General features: G+C 61.8%; 16 protein-coding genes. 8 read left to right on the top strand and 8 right to left on the bottom strand.

Features of this window, described 5'->3' with window-relative positions; translation table 11 throughout:
- Positions 1-16: 16 nt before the first annotated feature.
- On the bottom strand, positions 17-670 hold the full coding sequence (locus KYT97_RS00425) for a DUF6875 domain-containing protein (RefSeq protein WP_095885994.1): 654 nt from the start codon (positions 668-670) through the stop codon (positions 17-19).
- Positions 671-1,090: 420 nt separating this feature from the next.
- Here KYT97_RS00425 and KYT97_RS00420 point away from each other — a divergent pair, with 420 nt between their 5' ends.
- The 3 genes from KYT97_RS00420 to KYT97_RS00410 all read left to right on the top strand — a co-directional run bounded on the left by KYT97_RS00420 (position 1,091) and on the right by KYT97_RS00410 (position 4,699).
- A complete protein-coding gene (locus tag KYT97_RS00420; protein ID WP_219111559.1) occupies positions 1,091-1,795 on the top strand; it encodes a response regulator in 705 nt (234 codons plus the stop codon).
- A 130-nt stretch (positions 1,796-1,925) separates the two neighbouring features.
- The gene (locus KYT97_RS00415; RefSeq protein WP_219111558.1) at positions 1,926-3,494 is read left to right on the top strand and encodes a sensor histidine kinase; all 1,569 of its coding nucleotides are present in this window, start codon (positions 1,926-1,928) and stop codon (positions 3,492-3,494) included.
- 77 nt (positions 3,495-3,571) lie between these two features.
- Positions 3,572-4,699, top strand: a complete 1,128-nt coding sequence (locus tag KYT97_RS00410; RefSeq protein WP_045067231.1) for a TIGR03364 family FAD-dependent oxidoreductase — start codon at positions 3,572-3,574, stop codon at positions 4,697-4,699.
- Between the two features lie 56 nt (positions 4,700-4,755).
- Here the strand turns inward: KYT97_RS00410 and KYT97_RS00405 are convergent, their stop codons facing one another.
- A complete protein-coding gene (locus tag KYT97_RS00405; RefSeq protein WP_045067933.1) occupies positions 4,756-6,378 on the bottom strand; it encodes an AMP-binding protein in 1,623 nt (540 codons plus the stop codon).
- Positions 6,379-6,554: 176 nt separating this feature from the next.
- On the opposite strand from KYT97_RS00405, the gene KYT97_RS00400 reads away from it, so the two are divergent.
- The gene (locus KYT97_RS00400) at positions 6,555-7,367 is read left to right on the top strand and encodes a LuxR C-terminal-related transcriptional regulator (protein ID WP_045067230.1); all 813 of its coding nucleotides are present in this window, start codon (positions 6,555-6,557) and stop codon (positions 7,365-7,367) included.
- Between the two features lie 68 nt (positions 7,368-7,435).
- On the top strand, positions 7,436-8,833 hold the full coding sequence (locus KYT97_RS00395; RefSeq protein ID WP_045067932.1) for an APC family permease: 1,398 nt from the start codon (positions 7,436-7,438) through the stop codon (positions 8,831-8,833).
- A 3-nt stretch (positions 8,834-8,836) separates the two neighbouring features.
- On the opposite strand, the gene KYT97_RS00390 is transcribed toward KYT97_RS00395, so the two are convergent.
- The 5 genes from KYT97_RS00390 to dxr form a co-directional block, all read right to left on the bottom strand.
- Positions 8,837-10,651: a penicillin-binding transpeptidase domain-containing protein gene (locus KYT97_RS00390; protein WP_219111557.1), complete on the bottom strand. Its 1,815-nt coding sequence runs from the start codon at positions 10,649-10,651 to the stop codon at positions 8,837-8,839.
- A 48-nt stretch (positions 10,652-10,699) separates the two neighbouring features.
- The gene (locus KYT97_RS00385; RefSeq protein ID WP_033236513.1) at positions 10,700-11,536 is read right to left on the bottom strand and encodes a GNAT family N-acetyltransferase; all 837 of its coding nucleotides are present in this window, start codon (positions 11,534-11,536) and stop codon (positions 10,700-10,702) included.
- A gap of 126 nt (positions 11,537-11,662) precedes the next feature.
- Positions 11,663-12,820 carry a flavodoxin-dependent (E)-4-hydroxy-3-methylbut-2-enyl-diphosphate synthase gene (ispG, locus tag KYT97_RS00380; RefSeq protein ID WP_092808598.1) on the bottom strand — a complete coding sequence of 386 codons (1,158 nt, stop codon included), beginning with the start codon at positions 12,818-12,820 and terminating at the stop codon, positions 11,663-11,665.
- A gap of 89 nt (positions 12,821-12,909) precedes the next feature.
- Positions 12,910-14,130, bottom strand: a complete 1,221-nt coding sequence (locus KYT97_RS00375) for a M50 family metallopeptidase (RefSeq protein WP_219111556.1) — start codon at positions 14,128-14,130, stop codon at positions 12,910-12,912.
- A gap of 7 nt (positions 14,131-14,137) precedes the next feature.
- Positions 14,138-15,295, bottom strand: a complete 1,158-nt coding sequence (gene dxr / locus KYT97_RS00370) for a 1-deoxy-D-xylulose-5-phosphate reductoisomerase (RefSeq protein ID WP_219111555.1) — start codon at positions 15,293-15,295, stop codon at positions 14,138-14,140.
- A 120-nt stretch (positions 15,296-15,415) separates the two neighbouring features.
- Here dxr and KYT97_RS00365 point away from each other — a divergent pair, with 120 nt between their 5' ends.
- Complete coding sequence (locus tag KYT97_RS00365) at positions 15,416-15,685, top strand: DUF2631 domain-containing protein (RefSeq protein ID WP_033236516.1); 270 nt, start codon at positions 15,416-15,418, stop codon at positions 15,683-15,685.
- 61 nt (positions 15,686-15,746) lie between these two features.
- Here the strand turns inward: KYT97_RS00365 and rlmN are convergent, their stop codons facing one another.
- The gene (rlmN, locus tag KYT97_RS00360) at positions 15,747-16,856 is read right to left on the bottom strand and encodes a dual-specificity RNA methyltransferase RlmN (protein WP_033236517.1); all 1,110 of its coding nucleotides are present in this window, start codon (positions 16,854-16,856) and stop codon (positions 15,747-15,749) included.
- Positions 16,857-16,958: 102 nt separating this feature from the next.
- Here rlmN and KYT97_RS00355 point away from each other — a divergent pair, with 102 nt between their 5' ends.
- Both KYT97_RS00355 and KYT97_RS00350 read left to right on the top strand, forming a co-directional pair.
- Positions 16,959-17,369 (top strand): LapA family protein, encoded by a 411-nt coding sequence (locus KYT97_RS00355; RefSeq protein WP_219111554.1) that lies wholly within the window; start codon positions 16,959-16,961, stop codon positions 17,367-17,369.
- A gap of 95 nt (positions 17,370-17,464) precedes the next feature.
- Positions 17,465-18,307 carry an HpcH/HpaI aldolase/citrate lyase family protein gene (locus KYT97_RS00350; protein ID WP_116103141.1) on the top strand — a complete coding sequence of 281 codons (843 nt, stop codon included), beginning with the start codon at positions 17,465-17,467 and terminating at the stop codon, positions 18,305-18,307.
- Positions 18,308-18,371: the final 64 nt, after the last annotated feature.

The raw sequence follows: 18,371 nt of genomic DNA, 5'->3' as shown, positions 1-18,371 counted from the left end.
ACTCCAGCGCGTCGTGCTAAGACTCCAGTTTCGAGACGATGTAGGCGCGGGCAGGCGGCGGGACAGTCGGCGCAAACCGCTTCAAATACGCAGCCATCCATTCGGAACGTTCGGTCAGGAACGGGTAGTCCGTGCTGACCATGTGCCTCACCGCCAGCATCGGAAGCGGTGCATCCAGTGGTTTGAAGTCGTCGTTCCATAAACCGGGCCTGGTACACCCTGGATAGAACTGTCCCAGCATCAGGCCTTTGTTGATGAAGGTCGACTTTCCATACGACTGAACCGCATCAATGATCGAGAAATCAGTCAGATCCGGAAATATCGCCAGAATCGCCTTGAATATTGCATCTTTCCCGTCACTGGGACTCAGCTCCGGAAATATGTCGGCCATGTCCTGCGCGATCTTTGTCATCAAGGAAAAATCTATGTTGTCACCTTGGACGATTCCTGCCCAGAAAAGGCGTCGTTCCAGCGATGGACCGGTAAATGGGCACACCGGACCTGCTCGCCCCAAATCCTGGTGTGGCTCAGTGAGATACTGGCGTGCCCAGTTTCGAAGAATTCCCATAGTCCGATCCGGACTATCGAATTCTTCCTCGTCCAAGATATTGAGGAATTCTATGTGCGATCTGGTACCTACAATCCGTTGATACGCCATTCGATTCGTCATTGTCGCAATCCTTATCACTGGCGAGGCTCCGCTTGTCGATAACGAAACTGTGCCTCCTGAGGAAGAACGTCGCGATCACGAGAGACCAATCTTCCGACCACGACCGTCACGCTTGTCGGTAGTGCGCTGACGGCACAGGTGCTCCTTGCAATGTGGTCATGTTGCCTCCCGAAATTACTTCTGACTCCCAGAATCGTCGGCACACGTACCGATGTCGTCACCGCTGACGCCCATCTGCGCTACCGACTGCCCCCACTGCCGCCATTCCCGCTACCTTCAATGCCACCACCGAGTCGCCCCGGAGCAACATCGCCGTCCTCGCGTATACCTGCAGACCGCAACTCGGTAGGCTCGAAGTTGATCGGCCCGGCGACGTTTGGGTGAACACCCAGTCATGGACCGGGAGTCTCGGAGTCGACGATGACAGATTTCAGTTTCGTTGCACCACATCGAGATAGAGACAGCAACGGCCGCAGCGCAGTCCGGGTGGTGCTGGCCGAGGACGACGTCCTACTCCGCGAAGGTCTCGCAAGCCTGCTGACCCGCTCGGGCGTCGACGTTGTGGGTCAGGCCGGCGACGCGGAGCAATTGCTGGATTCGGTCCGGGAAATGTCGCCGGATCTCGTGGTGGTCGACATCCGAATGCCACCGACTCATACGACCGAAGGACTCGACGCGGCCAAGGTGATCCGCGACGAACTCCCGGAAACCGGCATCCTGGTCCTGTCGGCGCACGCCGACGTCGAGCAGGCAATGGAGTTGCTCGCAAGCGGTCAAGGGATTGGCTACCTGCTCAAGAGCCGCATCACCGACGTGGACGATTTTGTCGAGACCCTCCAGCGAATTGCCAAGGGCGCGGCAGTTATCGACCCCGCCTTGGTTCGGGAGTTGGTGACGGTTCGCCGACGAAACGACCCACTTGCCGCCCTCAGCACGCGCGAACGGGAAGTGCTGGCGTTGATGGCTGAAGGACGTTCGAACGTGGGTATCGCCCACAGGCTGTGTGTCACGCCGGGCACCGTCGAGAAACACGTCCGCAGCATTCTCACCAAACTGGAACTCACCGAGACCGGTGAAAACCACCGCCGAGTACTCGCTGTTGTCACCTACCTCCAAGCATGCTGACTGCTCGAGTCTCCAAGCGCACGCGCGATGGCTTAGTCACCTGCCGTCGCCGTAGACTGAAGCAGGAAACCGATGCCTCGTCAGCGCTGGGCGGTATGGCCGCGGCAATTTTTGTCGCAACGGGTTACTCATGGATATTTTTCGGACGAGAATCGCCCCGGGTAAGACGGTCGGATTGTTGGGCCGCCTGACGGAGTTGCTGCGCTCGACTCGTGATCGCAAATCGAGCGATCACGCATCCGCGGTCGGCGTCGACGATCTCGAGAAGTTCTTCGATCTTTCGTCCGATCTGCTCTGCATCGGCGGCATCGACGGTTTCTGCAAGCGAGTGAACCCGGCGTTCGAGAAGGCACTCGGGTACACGTCACAGGAAATGTTGAAGCGACCCTTCCTGGATCTTGTCCATCCTGCCGACAGAGCACGAACCATCGAGGCTCTCGACGATCTGGCCCGAGGTCTTCCAGTTGCACAATTCGAATCCCGACTCGTCTGCCAAGACGGCTCCGCGCGATGGATCGAATGGAACACCGTCCCGGCGCGCGATTCGCTCTATGCGGCCGGCCGCGACGTGACGGAGCGCCGCGTGGCCCAACAGATGATCGAAGCGAGCCATGCGGAGCTCAGGGCTCTCGTAGAGCAACAGGCCGCACTCCGACGCGTTGCGACCCTGATTGCGCACGGCACTTCCCCGTCGGACGTATGCGCTTCCGTCGCAGCGGAATTGACCCGAATACTGGGCAATCGATCGACCGGTTTGTATTGCTTCAGTCCTGACGGTATGTCCATGTTGGTGGCCTCCAACACAGAACCGGTCGGTGGGTCTGCGCGGGGCGCACCCCACCCCGTCGACGGCGAAAGTATTGCGGCACGAGTCTTCCGTTCCGGCCACTGCGCTCGGATCGACTCGGCGCAGAACTCGGAGGTCGGCGTGCCGATCGTCGTCGACGGCAACCTGTGGGGCGCGGCGGTGGTCGGGTCAACCGGCCCCGATCCCCTACCGCCAGACACCGAAGCACGCGTCGGCGACTTCACTGATCTGTTGGCAACCGCAATCGCCAACGCTCAAGCCCACACACAACTGACCGCGTCGCGCGCCCGGATCGTCGCCGCCGCCGACGACGCACGGCACAGACTCGAACGCGATCTGCACGACGGTGCACAACAGCGCCTCGTCTCGCTTGGACTCGCGCTCCGGTCCGCTGAAGCGTCGGCGGATACCGAACCGGCCGCGCTCAAGGAACAGATCTCCGACATCGTGGCAGGACTCAACGATGTCTCCGCCGATCTCCGAGAAATCTCACGCGGAATCTATCCTGCAATCCGGTCCAAGGGAGGTCTCGGCCCAGCACTGAAAGCCCTTGCCCGCCGCTCCGCGATTCCCGTCGATCTGGATCTGCACCTCGACCCGCGAGTGCCGGAATCCACGGAAGTAGCGGCGTACTACGTCGCAGCGGAAGCCCTGACAAACGCAGCTAAACATGCCCGCGCGTCGGGGGTGCACCTGCAGGCCAGAACAACCGGCACCCACCTCGAACTCTCGGTCCGCGACGACGGGTCCGGAGGTGCCGACCCCGCCAAAGGGTCCGGACTGACCGGAATCAGGGATCGCGTCGAGGCCCTCGGCGGCCAGTTGGAAATCATTTCTCGAGCCGGCAGCGGTACCGCACTTCTTGCCGACATACCGATGGACGCCCCGTGACTGGTCTATACCAATCGTTAACCTGTTGTTCGTTTCGATGATCCTTGCTGGTCTAGACCAAAGGTCATGATCGCTTCATGCAAATTTTGATTGTCGGTGGCGGGATACTCGGAACGACGCACGCCGACGAGGCCATCCGCCGCGGACACGACGTCATCCATCTCGAACGTGAACCCGAAGCCCGTGGTGCAACGGTACGAAACTTCGGATTGGTCTGGGTATCCGGGCGAGCGCCTCACGAACTCGAGGCCACTCTCCGATCGCGAGAACTATGGGCCGATCTAGCCGTTCGCATCCCGGGAATCGGATACCGCGCGGCCGGCTCCATCACCCTGATGCGCACGGAGGAGGAAGTTGCGGTAGCCGAGGAAGCGTTTGGGCGAGAAGACGCCGAGAACCGCGGCTTTTCGCTTCTCGACGCCGACGCAGTTCGCGTCATCAACCCCGCACTCCAAGGCAAGTTCCTCGGCGGCTTGCACTGCACTCTCGACGCAGCCGTTGAATCGCGCCAAGCGCTCCCGGCAATCCGCGGCTACCTCGGCGCCACCGGAAGATACACATTCCACGCCGGCACGGAAGCCCGCGAGATCACCACCACCGAATCCGGCGTCCACATTCGCGACGACCACGGACGCAGCTACGACGCAGACCTGGTAATCGTCTGCCCCGGAGCCACATTGGGCGGGTTGGCCCGCGACCTGGCCGGAGACCTTCCCCTTCGCCGAGTGCGTCTGCAGATGATGCAGACAGCGCCGCTCGGCGAAAAGCTCACCACCGCAATCGCCGACGGTGACAGCTTCCGCTATTACCCCGGCTTTGCGGGCCCCGCACTGGAGCGCCTCCACAAAGTCCAGACTCAGGAGCCGACTGCCGAACAGCACCGCATGCAACTCCTCTGTGTCCAGCGCCTGCACGGCGGGCTCACGATCGGCGACACCCACGAGTACGAGGAGCCCTTCAACTTCGACGTGGACGAGGAGCCGTATCGTCACCTGTCCGGCGTCGTGGAAACCCTTCTCGGACGCGATCTTCCACCGATCGTCAAGCGTTGGGCCGGCGTGTACAGCCAATGCCTCGATCCCACACAACTGGTTCACCGCGCGCAAGCTGCCGACAACATCTGGGTGGTTGCCGGTCCCGGCGGACGCGGAATGACGCTCGGCCCTGCCCTGGCCGAACAAACTGCTGATCAACTCGGACTCTGAAAACCTGCTGTGCGCCTTTGTCAACCGCCCGCGGTTAACAAAGGCGCACAGTGGGATTACCCCTTACGCAAGATGTACCGCTGAACCTTGCCACTCGGCGTCTTGGGCAGACTCGGAACGAAGTGCACCGTACGCGGGTAGGCGTGAGCGGCAAACTTCTTCTTCACCAGGGTCTGCAGTTCCTTCTCCAAATCGTCGTCACCATCGACGCCTTCGCGCAGAACGACAAACGCCTCGAGAACTTCTCCGCGCAACTCGTCCGGCATACCCACAACCGCAGCCTCGATGACGTGCTCGTGCATGACCAGCACGCTTTCCACGTCGAAGGGGCCGATGCGGTAGCCCGCCATGATGATGACGTCGTCGTCACGCGAGGAGAAGAAGTAGAAACCGTCCTCATCCGTCATGCCCGCGTCGCCGGTGATGTACCAGCGTCCGTCTTCGGTGAAGCGCTGCTTCGTCTTCTCCGGTGCGTCGACGTACCCGGTGAACCACATGAGTGGACTGTTGTGGGTATCGATCGCCACCCGGCCCGGTGTCCCGGCCGGAGCAATGTCGTCGGAATTGTCTTCCAGCACAGCGGTGGACCAGCCCGGCAATGGCAGACCCATCGAACCGGGGCGTACGTCCTCACGCAGACCGTCGGCCCACGCGTTGACGATGAACATGCCGTGCTCGGTCTGCCCGTAGTGATCCCGAACCTCGACGCCCAGCGAATCCTTGGACCACGCAACAACATCCGGCGTCAGCGGCTCACCTGCGGACGACGCGCGCCGCAAGGAGATACCGGCGGGGACAGGTGTTTTGTCAGCGCGCAGGCTGCGGTACACCGTCGGTGCTGCGGCAAAATTGGTGACACCGAACTTCTCGATGATCTGCCACGTCAACGGCGCGGAGAAACCGGCGTGCAGTAGCAGGCTTCGAGTGCCTGCGGCCAACGGTCCGAGCAACGCGTAGTACAGGCCGTACGCCCAGCCCGGATCAGCGGCGTTCCAGAACACGTCGTCGCCGCGGACGTCGAGGCCGAACTCCTGATACGCGTGGAACGACGCCAGCGCACGCACCGGAACCGGCACGCCCTTCGGTGTTCCCGTGGTGCCACTCGTGAACAACTGCACCATCGGGCCGTTGCCGCCGACAGCCTGAGCAGCGCCCTTCGGATCCTCGGCGTCCTGCGCCGCGACCAGGGTGCCGAAGTCCAACTCGTCGCCGACAGCGCCACCCGCGACGATGATCCGCCACGGGGCGTCGGCGGGAATGTCTTCACCCGGTACCAACTTCTCCAGCTGATTCGCGTCGGAAATGACGACCTTCGCGCCGCTGGCAGTCAAGCGGAACGCAATTGCCGGAGCGGCAAACGCGGTGAACAACGGTACGTGAACTGCGCCGCGGCGCCAGATACCGAGCAACGCGACCACCAGATCGGCGGACTTGCCCATGAGCGTCGCGACGTGGTCACCCGGTTCGACTCCGAGGTCCGACAGTGCCGCGGCAAACCGGGCGGACTGCTCACGTAGGTACCCGTACGTGAGGTCCACTGAGCTAAGGTCTGCCTCGACAACGGTGAAGGCAACGCCGTCCGCGGGGTGCCGGTCGCAGAGCAGTTCTGCGGCGCTGGCCTCGGGGGTGTCGTACTGATCCAAAAGCTCACGCACCCGCGCCGTGGGATCGGTGCTCATCAACATGCTCCTTTTTCATGGTCGTATTGTGGGTCGGCGGGTTTGATCACCGACTCGTCATACGCAGTGTCCACCACTTATGATCAAGCTCACAAGGAAACTTCACTACCCCCGGAAAGGGGTGCGGCGTGACCCGAAGTTCATCGTCACTTCTACGCCCCCGAGACGGGGACGCCATGCGGAGCGAACTCCGTTCGATCGCCGCTCAGGGCGTTGTTCCCGTGCTGTTCGGCGGTGAAGTACAGGACGAGACCCTGCACCTCACCGAATTTGTCGGCACGCGCACCAACAACCTCAAGGGCCTCGCCATCCCGCCGCGCTCCGGCATGGGTGGCCGCGCCGTCGCGCAGCGAGCACCGATCCTGGTTCACGACTACGGCAACTCCCAATCCATCACTCATCACTTCGATCGACCGGTGCTGAGCGAGGGATTGCACTCCATCATTGCCGTTCCGGTCATGGTTGCCGGCAAATCTCGGGCTGTGCTGTATGCCGCAATCCGTGAGAGCGCCCCACTCGGCGACCGCGCCGGCGACGTCATGGTGTCCGCCTCCCGTCGACTGGGGATGGAATTCGCGATCCGCGACGAAGTCGACCGCCGCCTCCAGCTCCTGCAAGCCGCGTCCGCCGCAAGCAGCGACGGCATGTCCACCGAAGAGATCCGCGACGTGCACGCCGAACTGCGCAGTGTCGCAAACAGCGTCACGGATACCGATCTGCAGATCAAACTCCGCGGACTCTCGCAACGTCTCGCATCGATCCTTAGCCCCGCTGACCGCGACATGGCCTCGGCCGTGACCCTGACGCCACGCGAAATCGACGTCCTCTCACAGGTCGCCCTTGGATGTACCAACATCGAAGCAGCACAGCGTCTCTCAGTCAGCGCGGAAACCGTCAAGAGCTACCTGAGAAGCGCAATGGGCAAGCTCGACGCAAGCTCGCGCCACGAAGCAGTAGTGACGGCACGACGATTGGGCATACTGCCGTAAAACTGGGCGCAGCCCAGGAGCATGTACGGCTGGATGGCCGAGAGCGCTCGCAACGAAGGGTGACGCTGATGTCGGAAACCATGGACAACAGGCAATCCTCGGAACAACCGAGCCTCAAACGCGTCATGGGCCCCGGCCTGCTTCTCCTGTTCATCGTCGGAGACATCCTGGGCACTGGTATCTACGCACTCACCGGAAAGGTCGCCAATCAGGTAGGCGGCGCAGTCTGGGTACCGTTCCTCGTCGCGTTCGTGATCGCGATGATCACCGCGTTCAGCTACCTCGAACTGGTGACCAAGTATCCCAAAGCCGCAGGCGCAGCACTGTATACACACAAAGCATTCGGCATCCACTTCCTGACGTACATGGTTGCCTTTGCCGTCATGTGCTCCGGGATCACATCCGCGTCCACCGCATCGCGGGCATTCGCAGCCAATTTTGTCGAGGCATTCGACCTCGACTTCACCACCGGAATAGGTATCACGCTGTTGGGTATCGCCTTCATGGCGGTAGTGGCGATCGTCAACTTCCGCGGTGTCAGCGAAAGCGTCAAGACAAACGTAGTGCTGACCTGCATCGAATTGTCCGGACTGTTGATCATCATCATGATCGGTCTGTGGGCACTCGGCGTCGGCGACGGCGATTTCGCGCGAGTCACCACATTCGACACCGGCGATCGCAGCACCCTCTCCGCGGTGATCGCCGGCACCGCGCTCGCGTTCTTTGCGATGGTCGGTTTCGAGGACTCGGTGAACATGGCCGAAGAATGCAAGGAACCGACCCGGATCTTCCCGAAGGTTCTCCTCACCGGGCTGGTGATCACCGGAATCATCTACATATTGGTCTCCATCACCGCAATTGCCTTGGTAAGCCCGAGCGAGCTCGGCGAAGGTGACACCCCACTCCTCAAAGTGGTCCAGGCCGGGGCACCCGGATTCCCCATTGGTATCTTCGCGTTCATCACGATGTTCGCCGTGGCAAACACGGCACTGATCAACATGCTGATGGCATCGCGACTCCTGTACGGAATCAGTCGCGAAGGCATACTTCCGTCGGCGTTCGGCAAAGTCCACCGCACCAGGCGCACACCCTATGTCGCCATCATCTTCACGACGCTTGTCGCATTCGGGTTGATCACCTTTGTCGGCGAGGTTCCGGAACTGGGCGGAACCACCGCACTACTGCTGCTGTGCGTCTTCACCATCGTCAACATCGCAGTTCTGGTGCTACGCAGACATCCCGTGGAACACAAGCACTTCCGGGTTCCGACAATCTTTCCGATCCTCGGCGCCATCACCTCAGGCCTTCTGGTCACGCCTATCGCCGACCGTCCCGTCGTGCAATATCAGATCGCCGGGATTCTCCTCGGGATCGGAGCAGTTCTCTGGCTCGTCACCTACGCCGTGAACAAGCGATCCGGGCGAGGCGGCCCCGAAATCGACCCGGAGCATCTCGCAGAACGCTGAAGGTCAGTAACCTTCCGGGAGAGCTGCGAACATGTCCCGCGTTACGCCGACGGCATTGTCCGAACTTCCGCCGCGCACAACCAAAGTCGCAAAAGCCAAGTCACCCCGATACCCGACGAACCATGCATGCGAGCCGCCATCGACCTCGGCCTCACCGGTCTTGCCGTACACCTCACCCTGATCCTCGACGCGCTCAGCCGTACCACTGGTAACCACCAAGCGCATCATGCCGCGCAAACCATCGACCATCTCCGGACTGATGGGCGTGCGGTCACCGTCGATGACGGTTTCCCGACCCGAAATCAGTTGCGGCACAGGAGTGGACCCGTGGGCCACCGTCGCTGCAGCCAATGCCATACCGAACGGACTCACGACCACCAAGCCCTGCCCGAAGCCGTCCTCGGTGCGCTGCACCAGATCCGGCGCGGGCGGGACCGAACCGGAATCGGTCGGCAATCCCACGATGTTGTAATCGGGGCCGATACCGAACTGCGCTGCCGCAGTGGTCAATGCATCGGGTTCCATCTCACTGGCCAGTTTCGCGAAACTTGTGTTGCACGAACGGGCGAACGCCGTTGCCATCGGTACCGTCCCGAGTGAGAACTCGTTGTAGTTCGGGACACTTCGCTGACCGATCTCGATGCGACCGGGGCACGGTACCATCGTCTCCGGGCTCGCTTGCCCACCGGAAATTGCGGCACCCGCAGTCACGATCTTGAACGTGGAACCGGGCGGGTACAGGCCCGTCGTCGCGACCGGACCGTCGCGGTCCGCCGCCTTGTTCTGGGCTACCGCCAGGATCGCGCCGGTGGAAGCCTCGATCACCACCATCATCGCCTGATCCGCATTCACATTGACGGCACGTTGCGCGGCGATCTGAATATTGCGGTCGAGACTGATGGTGAACGACGGAACCGGTTGCGGCGCAGTCTCCGTCAAGATATCGGTATCGACGCCGTTCTGGTTGACCGTGACGACACTCCACCCGGCCTTGCCGTCCACCTCGTCGATGATCGTCTTCTTTATCTGCCCCAGCAGGTCCGGTGCAAACTCCGGATCGGTGGACACCAGATCCGATTCATCGGAGACGCTCACCCCGGAAATCCCGGCCAACTGCGCCGCTACCCGCTCGTAGTCGTCGCTACGCAAACGAGTGACCAGGTAGTCACCCTTCACAGCCGTCGACGACTCTGCGATCGACTGGCCCGACAGCGTGGAATCGAACTGAGCCAAGGTCGCGGCCAAGGCGTTTGCCGCACCGACGACGTCGGAACTCTTCGAGCGATCGAACTTGACCCGGTACACGATTCCCGGAACCAGAACATCGGTTCCCGAATGCTCGTTGACGCGAGCCCGGGGCGCCGGTTTCGACCGCAACGACATGGTCTGCTTGTCACCGAGTTTCGGGTGGACGTCGGTGGAACTCCAACGGACGGACCAGCCTCCGTCCTTGCGGCCCATCTGCATTTCACCGTCGTACGTCCAGACACGCTCCTTCGGGAGGTGCCAGACGTAGGTGTAGCCAACCGTCGCGGTATCGCCGTCGATCTTGACCTTGGTGGTCTCCGCCGTCATCGACTCGGCCTGCAACTCGTCCCACGTATCGTTCAGCACAGCCCCGGCCGCGTCAGGTCGATCCGTCAACCCCGCTGCTTCCTCGATATCCCGGTCTGCAAACGCACTCAAGAACTGCTGAGCCACAGGTTCCGGCCCCGCCGGCTTCGGAGTGCATGAGCTAACCCCCACCGCCAGCAAAACAGCAGTGCAGGACGCCAGGATTTGGGCGGAGCGGCTACGCGTGAAAGTCCGAGTGTTCATCGGACCCCATACTAAGTCGACACAAACTCGACGCAGCGGAGGCACGACTCAATCGAGGAGAACGGTCGCAAATGTTGCGACCTGCCGGAACCCGACCCGCGCGTACGTGGACCGTGCCACCGTGTTGAAGCTGTTGACGTACAGACTCGCGACCCTGCCGGTTGCCATGATCGATTCGGCGACTGCGGCCGTCCCCGTCACTCCGTATCCACGACCACGGAATTCGGGATTGACCCACACCCCTTGGATCTGACCGCACCGTGACGACACGGAACCCACCTCGGCCTTGAAGACAACCTGGCCGTCGTCGATTCTTGCCCACGCTCGGCCCGACGCGATCAAGCTCGCGACACGATGACGGTATCCACGTCCGCCGTCGTTCGTCCGGGGATCGATGCCCACTTCTTCGATGAACATGGCGACGGCAGCGGGTAGATAGATGTCGAGTTCGTCGGGCCGGACCTGCCGGACCAACGGATCGGACAAACATGAAAGGGGTTCGGACACCGCGAGCAAAGGTTGTTCGGCCCGCACCTCCCGCGCGCTCCCCCAATCCAACTCGAGCATCTCCCACAGCGGCAAGGCCAATTCGGCCCGGCCGACCACCGACGAACACATTCGCGGAATCCGGCACGCCCGATCCGCGAACGCACGGATGCTGTCGATGTCTCCGCGAAGAGGCACAAGATTGGCGCCGGCAAAACACAACGACGACGACGGGCCGCCGCGGCTCCACAGTTCGCCGTGGATCATGCGAGGATCAACGCCGCATTCCTCGACGCGTGAAGCGATCATGCACGACGCAATGGGGTCGGCGTCGAGGACACGACGAACGTCGTCGAGATCGCGGCCCCCGACCGGCTTGGCTCCGAGGAGTTTCAGCATTGATTGACCCCTCCGCTCTCAGTGCGCCCGCGCCGTGCAGACTTGTGCACCCAGATTGCCACGAACCGGGAACTTGCGGGAAGGTTTCATCCGGCTATTGCTCAACTCACAGTGTCGACAGGTTCATCAGCTCACCGTGACAACCGGTGCGCCGTCGGGAGATTCACCTTCCATGGCTTCCGCGATCTTCATAGCCTCCTCGATGAGAGTCTCGACGATCATGGCTTCGGGCACCGTTTTGATGACCTCACCCTTCACGAAAATCTGGCCCTTGCCATTGCCGGACGCCACTCCGAGATCGGCTTCGCGGGCTTCTCCTGGTCCGTTGACAACGCAGCCCATCACGGCCACGCGCAACGGGATCTCCATGCCTTCGAGACCAGCAGACACCTGATCGGCCAACGTGTAGACGTCGACCTGTGCACGTCCGCAGGACGGGCACGACACGATTTCGAGCTTGCGCGGACGCAGGTTCAAGGACTGCAGGATCTGGTTGCCGACCTTGATTTCCTCAGCCGGCGGCGCGGACAGTGACACACGAATGGTGTCGCCGATACCTTCTGCCAGCAAAGCGCCGAACGCCACTGCGGACTTGATGGTGCCCTGGAATGCCGGACCGGCTTCCGTAACACCGAGATGCAGCGGGTAGTCGCATTTTGCAGCGAGTTGACGGTAAGCCTCGACCATCACAACGGGGTCGTTGTGCTTGACGGAGATCTTGATGTCACCGAAACCGTGTTCCTCGAACAGCCCGGCTTCCCACAGCGCGGATTCGACGAGTGCTTCCGGAGTGGCCTTGCCGTACTTCGCCATCAATCGAGGATCCAACGAGCCTGCGTTGACGCCGATACGAATCGGGATTCCCGCGTCACCGGCAGCCTTGGCTACCTCTTTGACACGGCCGTCGAATTCCTTGATGTTGCCGGGGTTGACGCGGACGGCGGCGCATCCGGCGTCGATGGCGGCAAAGATGTAGCGCGGCTGGAAATGAATATCCGCGATGACCGGAATCTGACTCTTCTTCGCGATGGTCGCCAGAGCGTCCGCGTCTTCCTGGCGTGGACAGGCAACGCGCACGATGTCACAACCGGAAGCGGTCAGTTCGGCGATCTGCTGCAGCGTCGCGTTGATGTCGTGCGTCTTCGTGGTGCACATCGACTGCACCGAGATGGGGAAATCGCTACCCACACCCACGTTGCCGACCTTCAACTGACGGGTCTTGCGTCGCGGAGCGAGAATCGCTGCGGGTGCGGAGGGCATTCCCAAACCGATGGGGGTGGTCACGTCTGTGCCTACTTTCATAGCTTCACTGCAAGTTTAGCCGGGCCGTGGTTGTGCGAGCGCCTCGAAACGATTGCGCTGATCACACAGCCTTAGAAAATCTTGATCGGATTGACGATGTCAGCTGTGAGTGTCAGCAACATGAACGCGCCACCGATCACGATGAAGACGTAAGTGATCGGGAGAAGCTTGGTGTAGTCGACCGGTCCCCCGGCAATAAGTCCGCGCCGGGCCCGGAACCAGTCGCGAATCTTCTCGTAGAAAACCACCGCGATGTGTCCACCGTCGAGTGGCAGCAACGGGAGGATGTTGAAAACGCCGAGGAAGAAGTTGATCGAGGCGAGCAGCAGGACAAATGTCGGCCACTCAGCGCGGTCCGCAGCTTCACCACCGATCACGCTCGCTCCCACGACACTGATCGGTGTGTCCTGCGCCCGCTCACCACCGGTGACCGACTCCCACAGCGCACCGACCTTGGACGGAATATCTGCCAACGCCTTCACCGACTCGACCATGATCGTGCCGGTGTAGTCGAAGGCCGCCGGAACAGCCGTGAGCACGTTGTAGCTCTCCCGTGCCTGCTCGATTCCGACAATCCCGACGGCCCCGACCTTGGTGAGCTCAGGCGTCGTCTTACCTGCGCCCGTGACATAACGTTCGGCAGAGGTCACGGCAACCGGAATCTGAAGTATCTGGCCGTCACGTTCGACGGTGAGATCCACCGTGCCGGAGGTATCCCGGATTGCGGTTGACACTTCCTTGAACGTCTCGACCGGTGTTCCGTCGACCGCGGTTATGCGATCACCAGGGGCAAGTCCGGCAGCTTCGGCAGGGCCGGTTCCCTCGCACGGCGCCAACGCCCAATTCTGGTCCTGGCCGTACTGCGTCGGCGCGACACACGAGAGCTTCTCGACAACAGCCGGAGCAGGATCCGTGGATTGCGTGCCCCAGCCGAGGAGCAAACCGTAGATCAGCAACAGTCCGAGAATGAAGTTCATCGCGATACCGCCGGACATGACAACGACGCGCTTCCACGCCGCTTTCTTGTACATGGCGTGCGGCTCTTCTTCTGGCGTCATCTCGTCGAGCGCCGTCATTCCGGCGATGTCGCAGAAACCGCCGAGCGGCAAGGCCTTGAGGCCGTACTCCGTTTCACCCCGACGGAAGGAGAAGATCTTGGGACCGAAGCCGATGTAGTAGCGGCGGACCTTCATGCCCAGCGCCTTTGCCGTCCACATGTGGCCGGCTTCGTGCAGGGCGATGGACACGCCGATTCCGAGGGCGAACAGGATGACGCCCAATGCAAAAACCATGGAAGCTCTAGCCCTCCTGCTTCACGAGCTGACGCGCGCGTGTGCGTGCCCAGCCGTCTGCGGCCAGAACGTCGTCTACGGTAGTCGGTTCTGCGGACCACTCCGACGCGTCGTCGAGAACTGCCGACACTGTCCGGACGATTGTGGGGAACGTGATGACGCCGTCGAGAAATGCCTGCGCGGCAACTTCGTTGGCGGCGTTGTAGATCGCGGTGAAACAGCCGCCCGCCTTGCCCGCGCTACGAGCCAACGCGACTGCGGGAAAGACCGTCTCATCGAGGGGTTCGAACTCCCATGAGGATGCCTTCGTGAAATCGCACGCCGATGCCGCACCGGAAATCCGATCGGGCCACCCCAGTGCCAGCGCAATGGGGAGTTTCATGTCCGGCGGGCTGGCCTGCGCCAAGGTGGAGCCGTCGAAGAACGTGACCATCGAGTGCACGATCGACTGCGGATGGACAGTGACGTCGATGCGGTCGTAGTCGATCCCGAACAGAAGGTTGGTCTCGATCAATTCGAGCCCCTTGTTCACCAACGTCGCCGAGTTGAGTGTGTTCATCGGGCCCATCGACCACGTGGGATGGGCACCGGCCTGCTCGGGTGTCACGGATTCAAGAGCATCGGCACTCCATCCACGGAACGGACCACCGGATGCGGTGAGAATCAGGCGAGACACCTCGTCTGCTGTGCCACCGCGAAGGCACTGTGCCAGTGCCGAATGTTCGGAGTCCACCGGAACGATCTGACCGGGTGCGGCGGCCTTGGTCACCAATGCGCCGCCGGCAACCAGCGATTCTTTGTTGGCCAGCGCCAGTCGCGCGCCAGACTCCAAAGCGGCCAGCGTCGGTTCCAGACCTAGTGATCCCACCAACGCGTTGAGGACAACGTCGGCTCCACTGGCGCGAACCAGTTCCGCCGCGGCCGACGGGCCCGATCGAGCAGTTACGCCGTCGAGCGCGGCGGCGGAGTCCGGATTCGCCACCGCAACCTCGGTAACGCCGGTCGCCCTGATCTGCTCGGACAACAACTCGACGTTGTTGCCACCCGCAGCCAAGCCGACCACCTCGAACCGTTCGGGGTTGGCTGCGATGACTTCCAAGGCCTGTGTACCGATGGAACCGGTGCTGCCGAGGAGAAGGACGCGGGTGGGTGTGGTTTCCTGCACGCATCCATTGTTGCCGATAACACCTGAGAACAACCTTATCGACGCCCCACTACGTACGACGGTCGGTCGTATGTCACCATATTGAGCAGTAGTGCAACCTATTGAGCAGGAGGATCGACCGTGGCCGATACCCAGTTGGACGTCAAGTCCAGCGCCCCCGTCGTGGTCTCACATGTCGATGAGGCCGAGGTTCCCTCTGCCGCATGGGGGTGGAGTGGTGAAAGCCTCAAGACTTTCCGTATCGCCGGATGGTTCTTCACGGCATTCCTGCTCCTGATGATCATCGGCAATCACAGTGGCAAGGTCGAAGACCTGTGGCTGATCGGTACCGCCGCTTTGATGGCGATCGTCTTGATCCGTGACGTGATCGTCCGTCGCCACCCGCGATAACCAACGCAGACAAAAAACCTCCACGAACTTCGAGTTCGTGGAGGTTTTTTGTTGCGGTACTTCAGTTTTCAGCAGCCAACTGACCACAGGCGGCAGCGATTTCCTGGCCGCGGGTGTCGCGGACCGTGCAGGACACACCCTGCGCGATGACGCGGCGAACAAACTCCCGCTCGACGTCCTTCGGGCTCGCGTCCCATTCACTTCCCGGAGTCGGGTTCAGCGGAATCAGGTTGACGTGAACCAGTCCTCCGAGTGCCTTCTTGAGTTTCTTTCCGAGCATGTCCGCGCGCCACGGCTGATCGTTGACGTTCTTGATCATCGCGTATTCGATCGACACACGGCGGCCGGTCTGATCTGCGTAGTACCGCGCAGCCTGCAGAACCTCAGCCACCGACCACCGGTTGTTGACCGGTACCAAGGTGTCGCGCAGTTCGTCGTCAGGAGTGTGCAAGGACACCGCCAGCGTGACGCTCAGGCCTTCGTCGGCGAGTTTGCGGATTGCCGGGGCCAGGCCGACCGTCGACACGGTGACGGATCGCTGAGACAGTCCGAGTCCGTCCGGCGCCGGTGACGTGATGCGACGCACGGCCGCGACGACACGCTTGTAGTTGGCCAGCGGTTCACCCATGCCCATGAATACGACATTGGAGAGGCGGCCGGGTCCGCCCGCAATTTCACCGTCGCGCATGGCAGCAGCAGCGTCGCGAACCTGGTCGACGATTTCCGCCGTCGACAGGTTGCGATCGAGGCCGCCCTGACCGGTGGCGCAGAACGGGCAGGCCATTCCGCAGCCGGCTTGGCTGGAGATGCACAGCGTCGCGCGATCCGGGTACCGCATGAGGACGCTCTCGAGAAGCGTGCCGTCGTGCGCCTTCCATAGCGTCTTGCGAGTATCGCCGGCATCGCACGCGAGATGCTTGACGGGTGTCAGCAACCTCGGGAAGAGCGAGTCCCCCACCTTCTCGCGCACCGCTGCGGGCAGATCCGTCATCTTCTCGGGATCAGCTTCGAGGCGGGCGTAGTACTGGCGGGCGATCTGATCGGCCCGGAATGCCGGTAACCCTAGCTCCTTGACCGCCTCTTTGCGCTCGTCGGAGTCGAGGTCAGCGAGGTGCCGAGGAGGCATTCCGCGCTTGGGTGCATTGAAAACGAGGGGAAGAGAGGCAGCCATAGTTACACCATTCTCCCATTGATTTGGCGTTCACCCCTACTTCGGCCCGATTGAGCGCCGAGAACCCGTGCATGTTCGTGCTTCTTGCGTGATGATCAACTCATGTCGAGCACACCAGAGGATCCCTCGAACGCACCCGTGTACGGACCCGCCGACGGGTTCGGATCCGACCCACAACTCCCCGCCACCGATGACGCGGCGGCCGTGGAGAAACACGACCCGGCGCCGCCAGTAGAACCCACGCCGACTCCCACCGGAACTGCCGTCACCGACCGAACTCGCGCGGCAACAACGTGGGTTGGCCTGGTCATCGGTGCAATTGTGCTGATCCTGCTACTTGTCTTCATCCTGCAGAATCTCGAGAACGTGTCGGTCGAAATCCTGGCGTGGCAACTGGATTTCCCACTCGGGATCACCATCCTGCTGGCGGCGATTGCCGGCGCCCTCATCATGGCCCTTGCCGGCGGTGTCCGGATTGTTCAGATTCGCCGCGCGGCCAAGCGTCAGCTGTGACTGAAATCTAGTTACGCAATTGGGTCGATCGGTGGTCTGCCAGGCATCATTGGTGTCGTACAAATCACCGGAAAGGACCTGCTGTGACCACTCACATGGAGAGACCTGTGACCATGCGGATCGCACCTGAACAAGCGCGATCCTGGCTACTCGTCCCCGCGTCCAAACCGGACACCTTCACCGCCGCGCTGAACAGCGCTGCAGATGCCGTGATTCTCGATGTCGAGGACGCGGTCGCCCCGGCACACAAGCCGAAGGCCCGAGAAGACGTCGTCGCGTTCCTGAGCGGGCATGCCCGCGCCTGGGTGCGCATCAACGACGCCACCACACCGTTCTGGGAAGAGGACCTCGCAGCACTGTCCGGCCTTCCCGGACTCGAAGGCGTCATGCTCGCGAAGACCGAAAGCGGTCAGCAGGTAGACGCCACCGCCGAACGCCTCCCAGAGGGCACGAAGATTCTTGCTCTCGTCGAATCGGCAGTCGGCCTGGAGGCAGCACCGGAAATCGCTCGAACCGAGGGCACGTTCCGACTGGCATTCGGTAGTGGCGACTTCCGCCGCGACACCGGGATGGACGACTCCCCCACATCCATGTCCTATCCCCGCTCACGGCTCACCATCGCGAGCCGTGCCGCCCGGATCGCCGCTCCCATCGACGGCCCGACGTTGGGTACCGACCTTGATCTGCTGTCGCGCGATTGTGCGATCACGCTGTCACTCGGAATGGCAGGCAAGCTCTGCATGACGCCGGCACAAACAGAACCCGTCAACACAGGTTTGAGCCCCTCCGTTGCCGACGCCGCCTGGGCCCAGGACGTCATCGACGATCTCGGTGAGGACGGCTCACGCGTACGTGATGGCAGTGACCTGCCGCGGCTGGCCAAGGCAAAGAAGATTCACGCCCTGGCAACCCTCTTCCACATCCCGACTCAGAACTAATTTCGGCATAGTTCTGAATCGGTGCAGAATGCGTCAGGCGCTCATGCTCATGAAGAGCGCCTGA

It is taken from the genome of Rhodococcus globerulus (genome assembly GCF_019334125.1).
GTDB lineage: Bacteria > Actinomycetota > Actinomycetes > Mycobacteriales > Mycobacteriaceae > Rhodococcus_F > Rhodococcus_F globerula.
Note: the sequence above shows the minus strand (reverse complement) of the source record. Positions and strands in the feature narration are given on the sequence as shown.

Excerpts from the sequence above, each read along its gene's own strand:
- KYT97_RS00425 (WP_095885994.1), bottom strand. The coding sequence starts at position 670 with ATGACGAATCGAATGGCGTATCAACGGATTGTAGGTACCAGATCGCAC.
- KYT97_RS00420 (WP_219111559.1), top strand. The coding sequence starts at position 1,091 with ATGACAGATTTCAGTTTCGTTGCACCACATCGAGATAGAGACAGCAAC.
- KYT97_RS00415 (WP_219111558.1), top strand. The coding sequence starts at position 1,926 with ATGGATATTTTTCGGACGAGAATCGCCCCGGGTAAGACGGTCGGATTG.
- KYT97_RS00410 (WP_045067231.1), top strand. The coding sequence starts at position 3,572 with ATGCAAATTTTGATTGTCGGTGGCGGGATACTCGGAACGACGCACGCC.
- KYT97_RS00405 (WP_045067933.1), bottom strand. The coding sequence starts at position 6,378 with ATGAGCACCGATCCCACGGCGCGGGTGCGTGAGCTTTTGGATCAGTAC.
- KYT97_RS00400 (WP_045067230.1), top strand. The coding sequence starts at position 6,555 with ATGCGGAGCGAACTCCGTTCGATCGCCGCTCAGGGCGTTGTTCCCGTG.
- KYT97_RS00395 (WP_045067932.1), top strand. The coding sequence starts at position 7,436 with ATGTCGGAAACCATGGACAACAGGCAATCCTCGGAACAACCGAGCCTC.
- KYT97_RS00390 (WP_219111557.1), bottom strand. The coding sequence starts at position 10,651 with ATGAACACTCGGACTTTCACGCGTAGCCGCTCCGCCCAAATCCTGGCG.
- KYT97_RS00385 (WP_033236513.1), bottom strand. The coding sequence starts at position 11,536 with ATGCTGAAACTCCTCGGAGCCAAGCCGGTCGGGGGCCGCGATCTCGAC.
- KYT97_RS00375 (WP_219111556.1), bottom strand. The coding sequence starts at position 14,130 with ATGGTTTTTGCATTGGGCGTCATCCTGTTCGCCCTCGGAATCGGCGTG.
- rlmN (WP_033236517.1), bottom strand. The coding sequence starts at position 16,856 with ATGGCTGCCTCTCTTCCCCTCGTTTTCAATGCACCCAAGCGCGGAATG.
- KYT97_RS00355 (WP_219111554.1), top strand. The coding sequence starts at position 16,959 with ATGTCGAGCACACCAGAGGATCCCTCGAACGCACCCGTGTACGGACCC.
- KYT97_RS00350 (WP_116103141.1), top strand. The coding sequence starts at position 17,465 with ATGGAGAGACCTGTGACCATGCGGATCGCACCTGAACAAGCGCGATCC.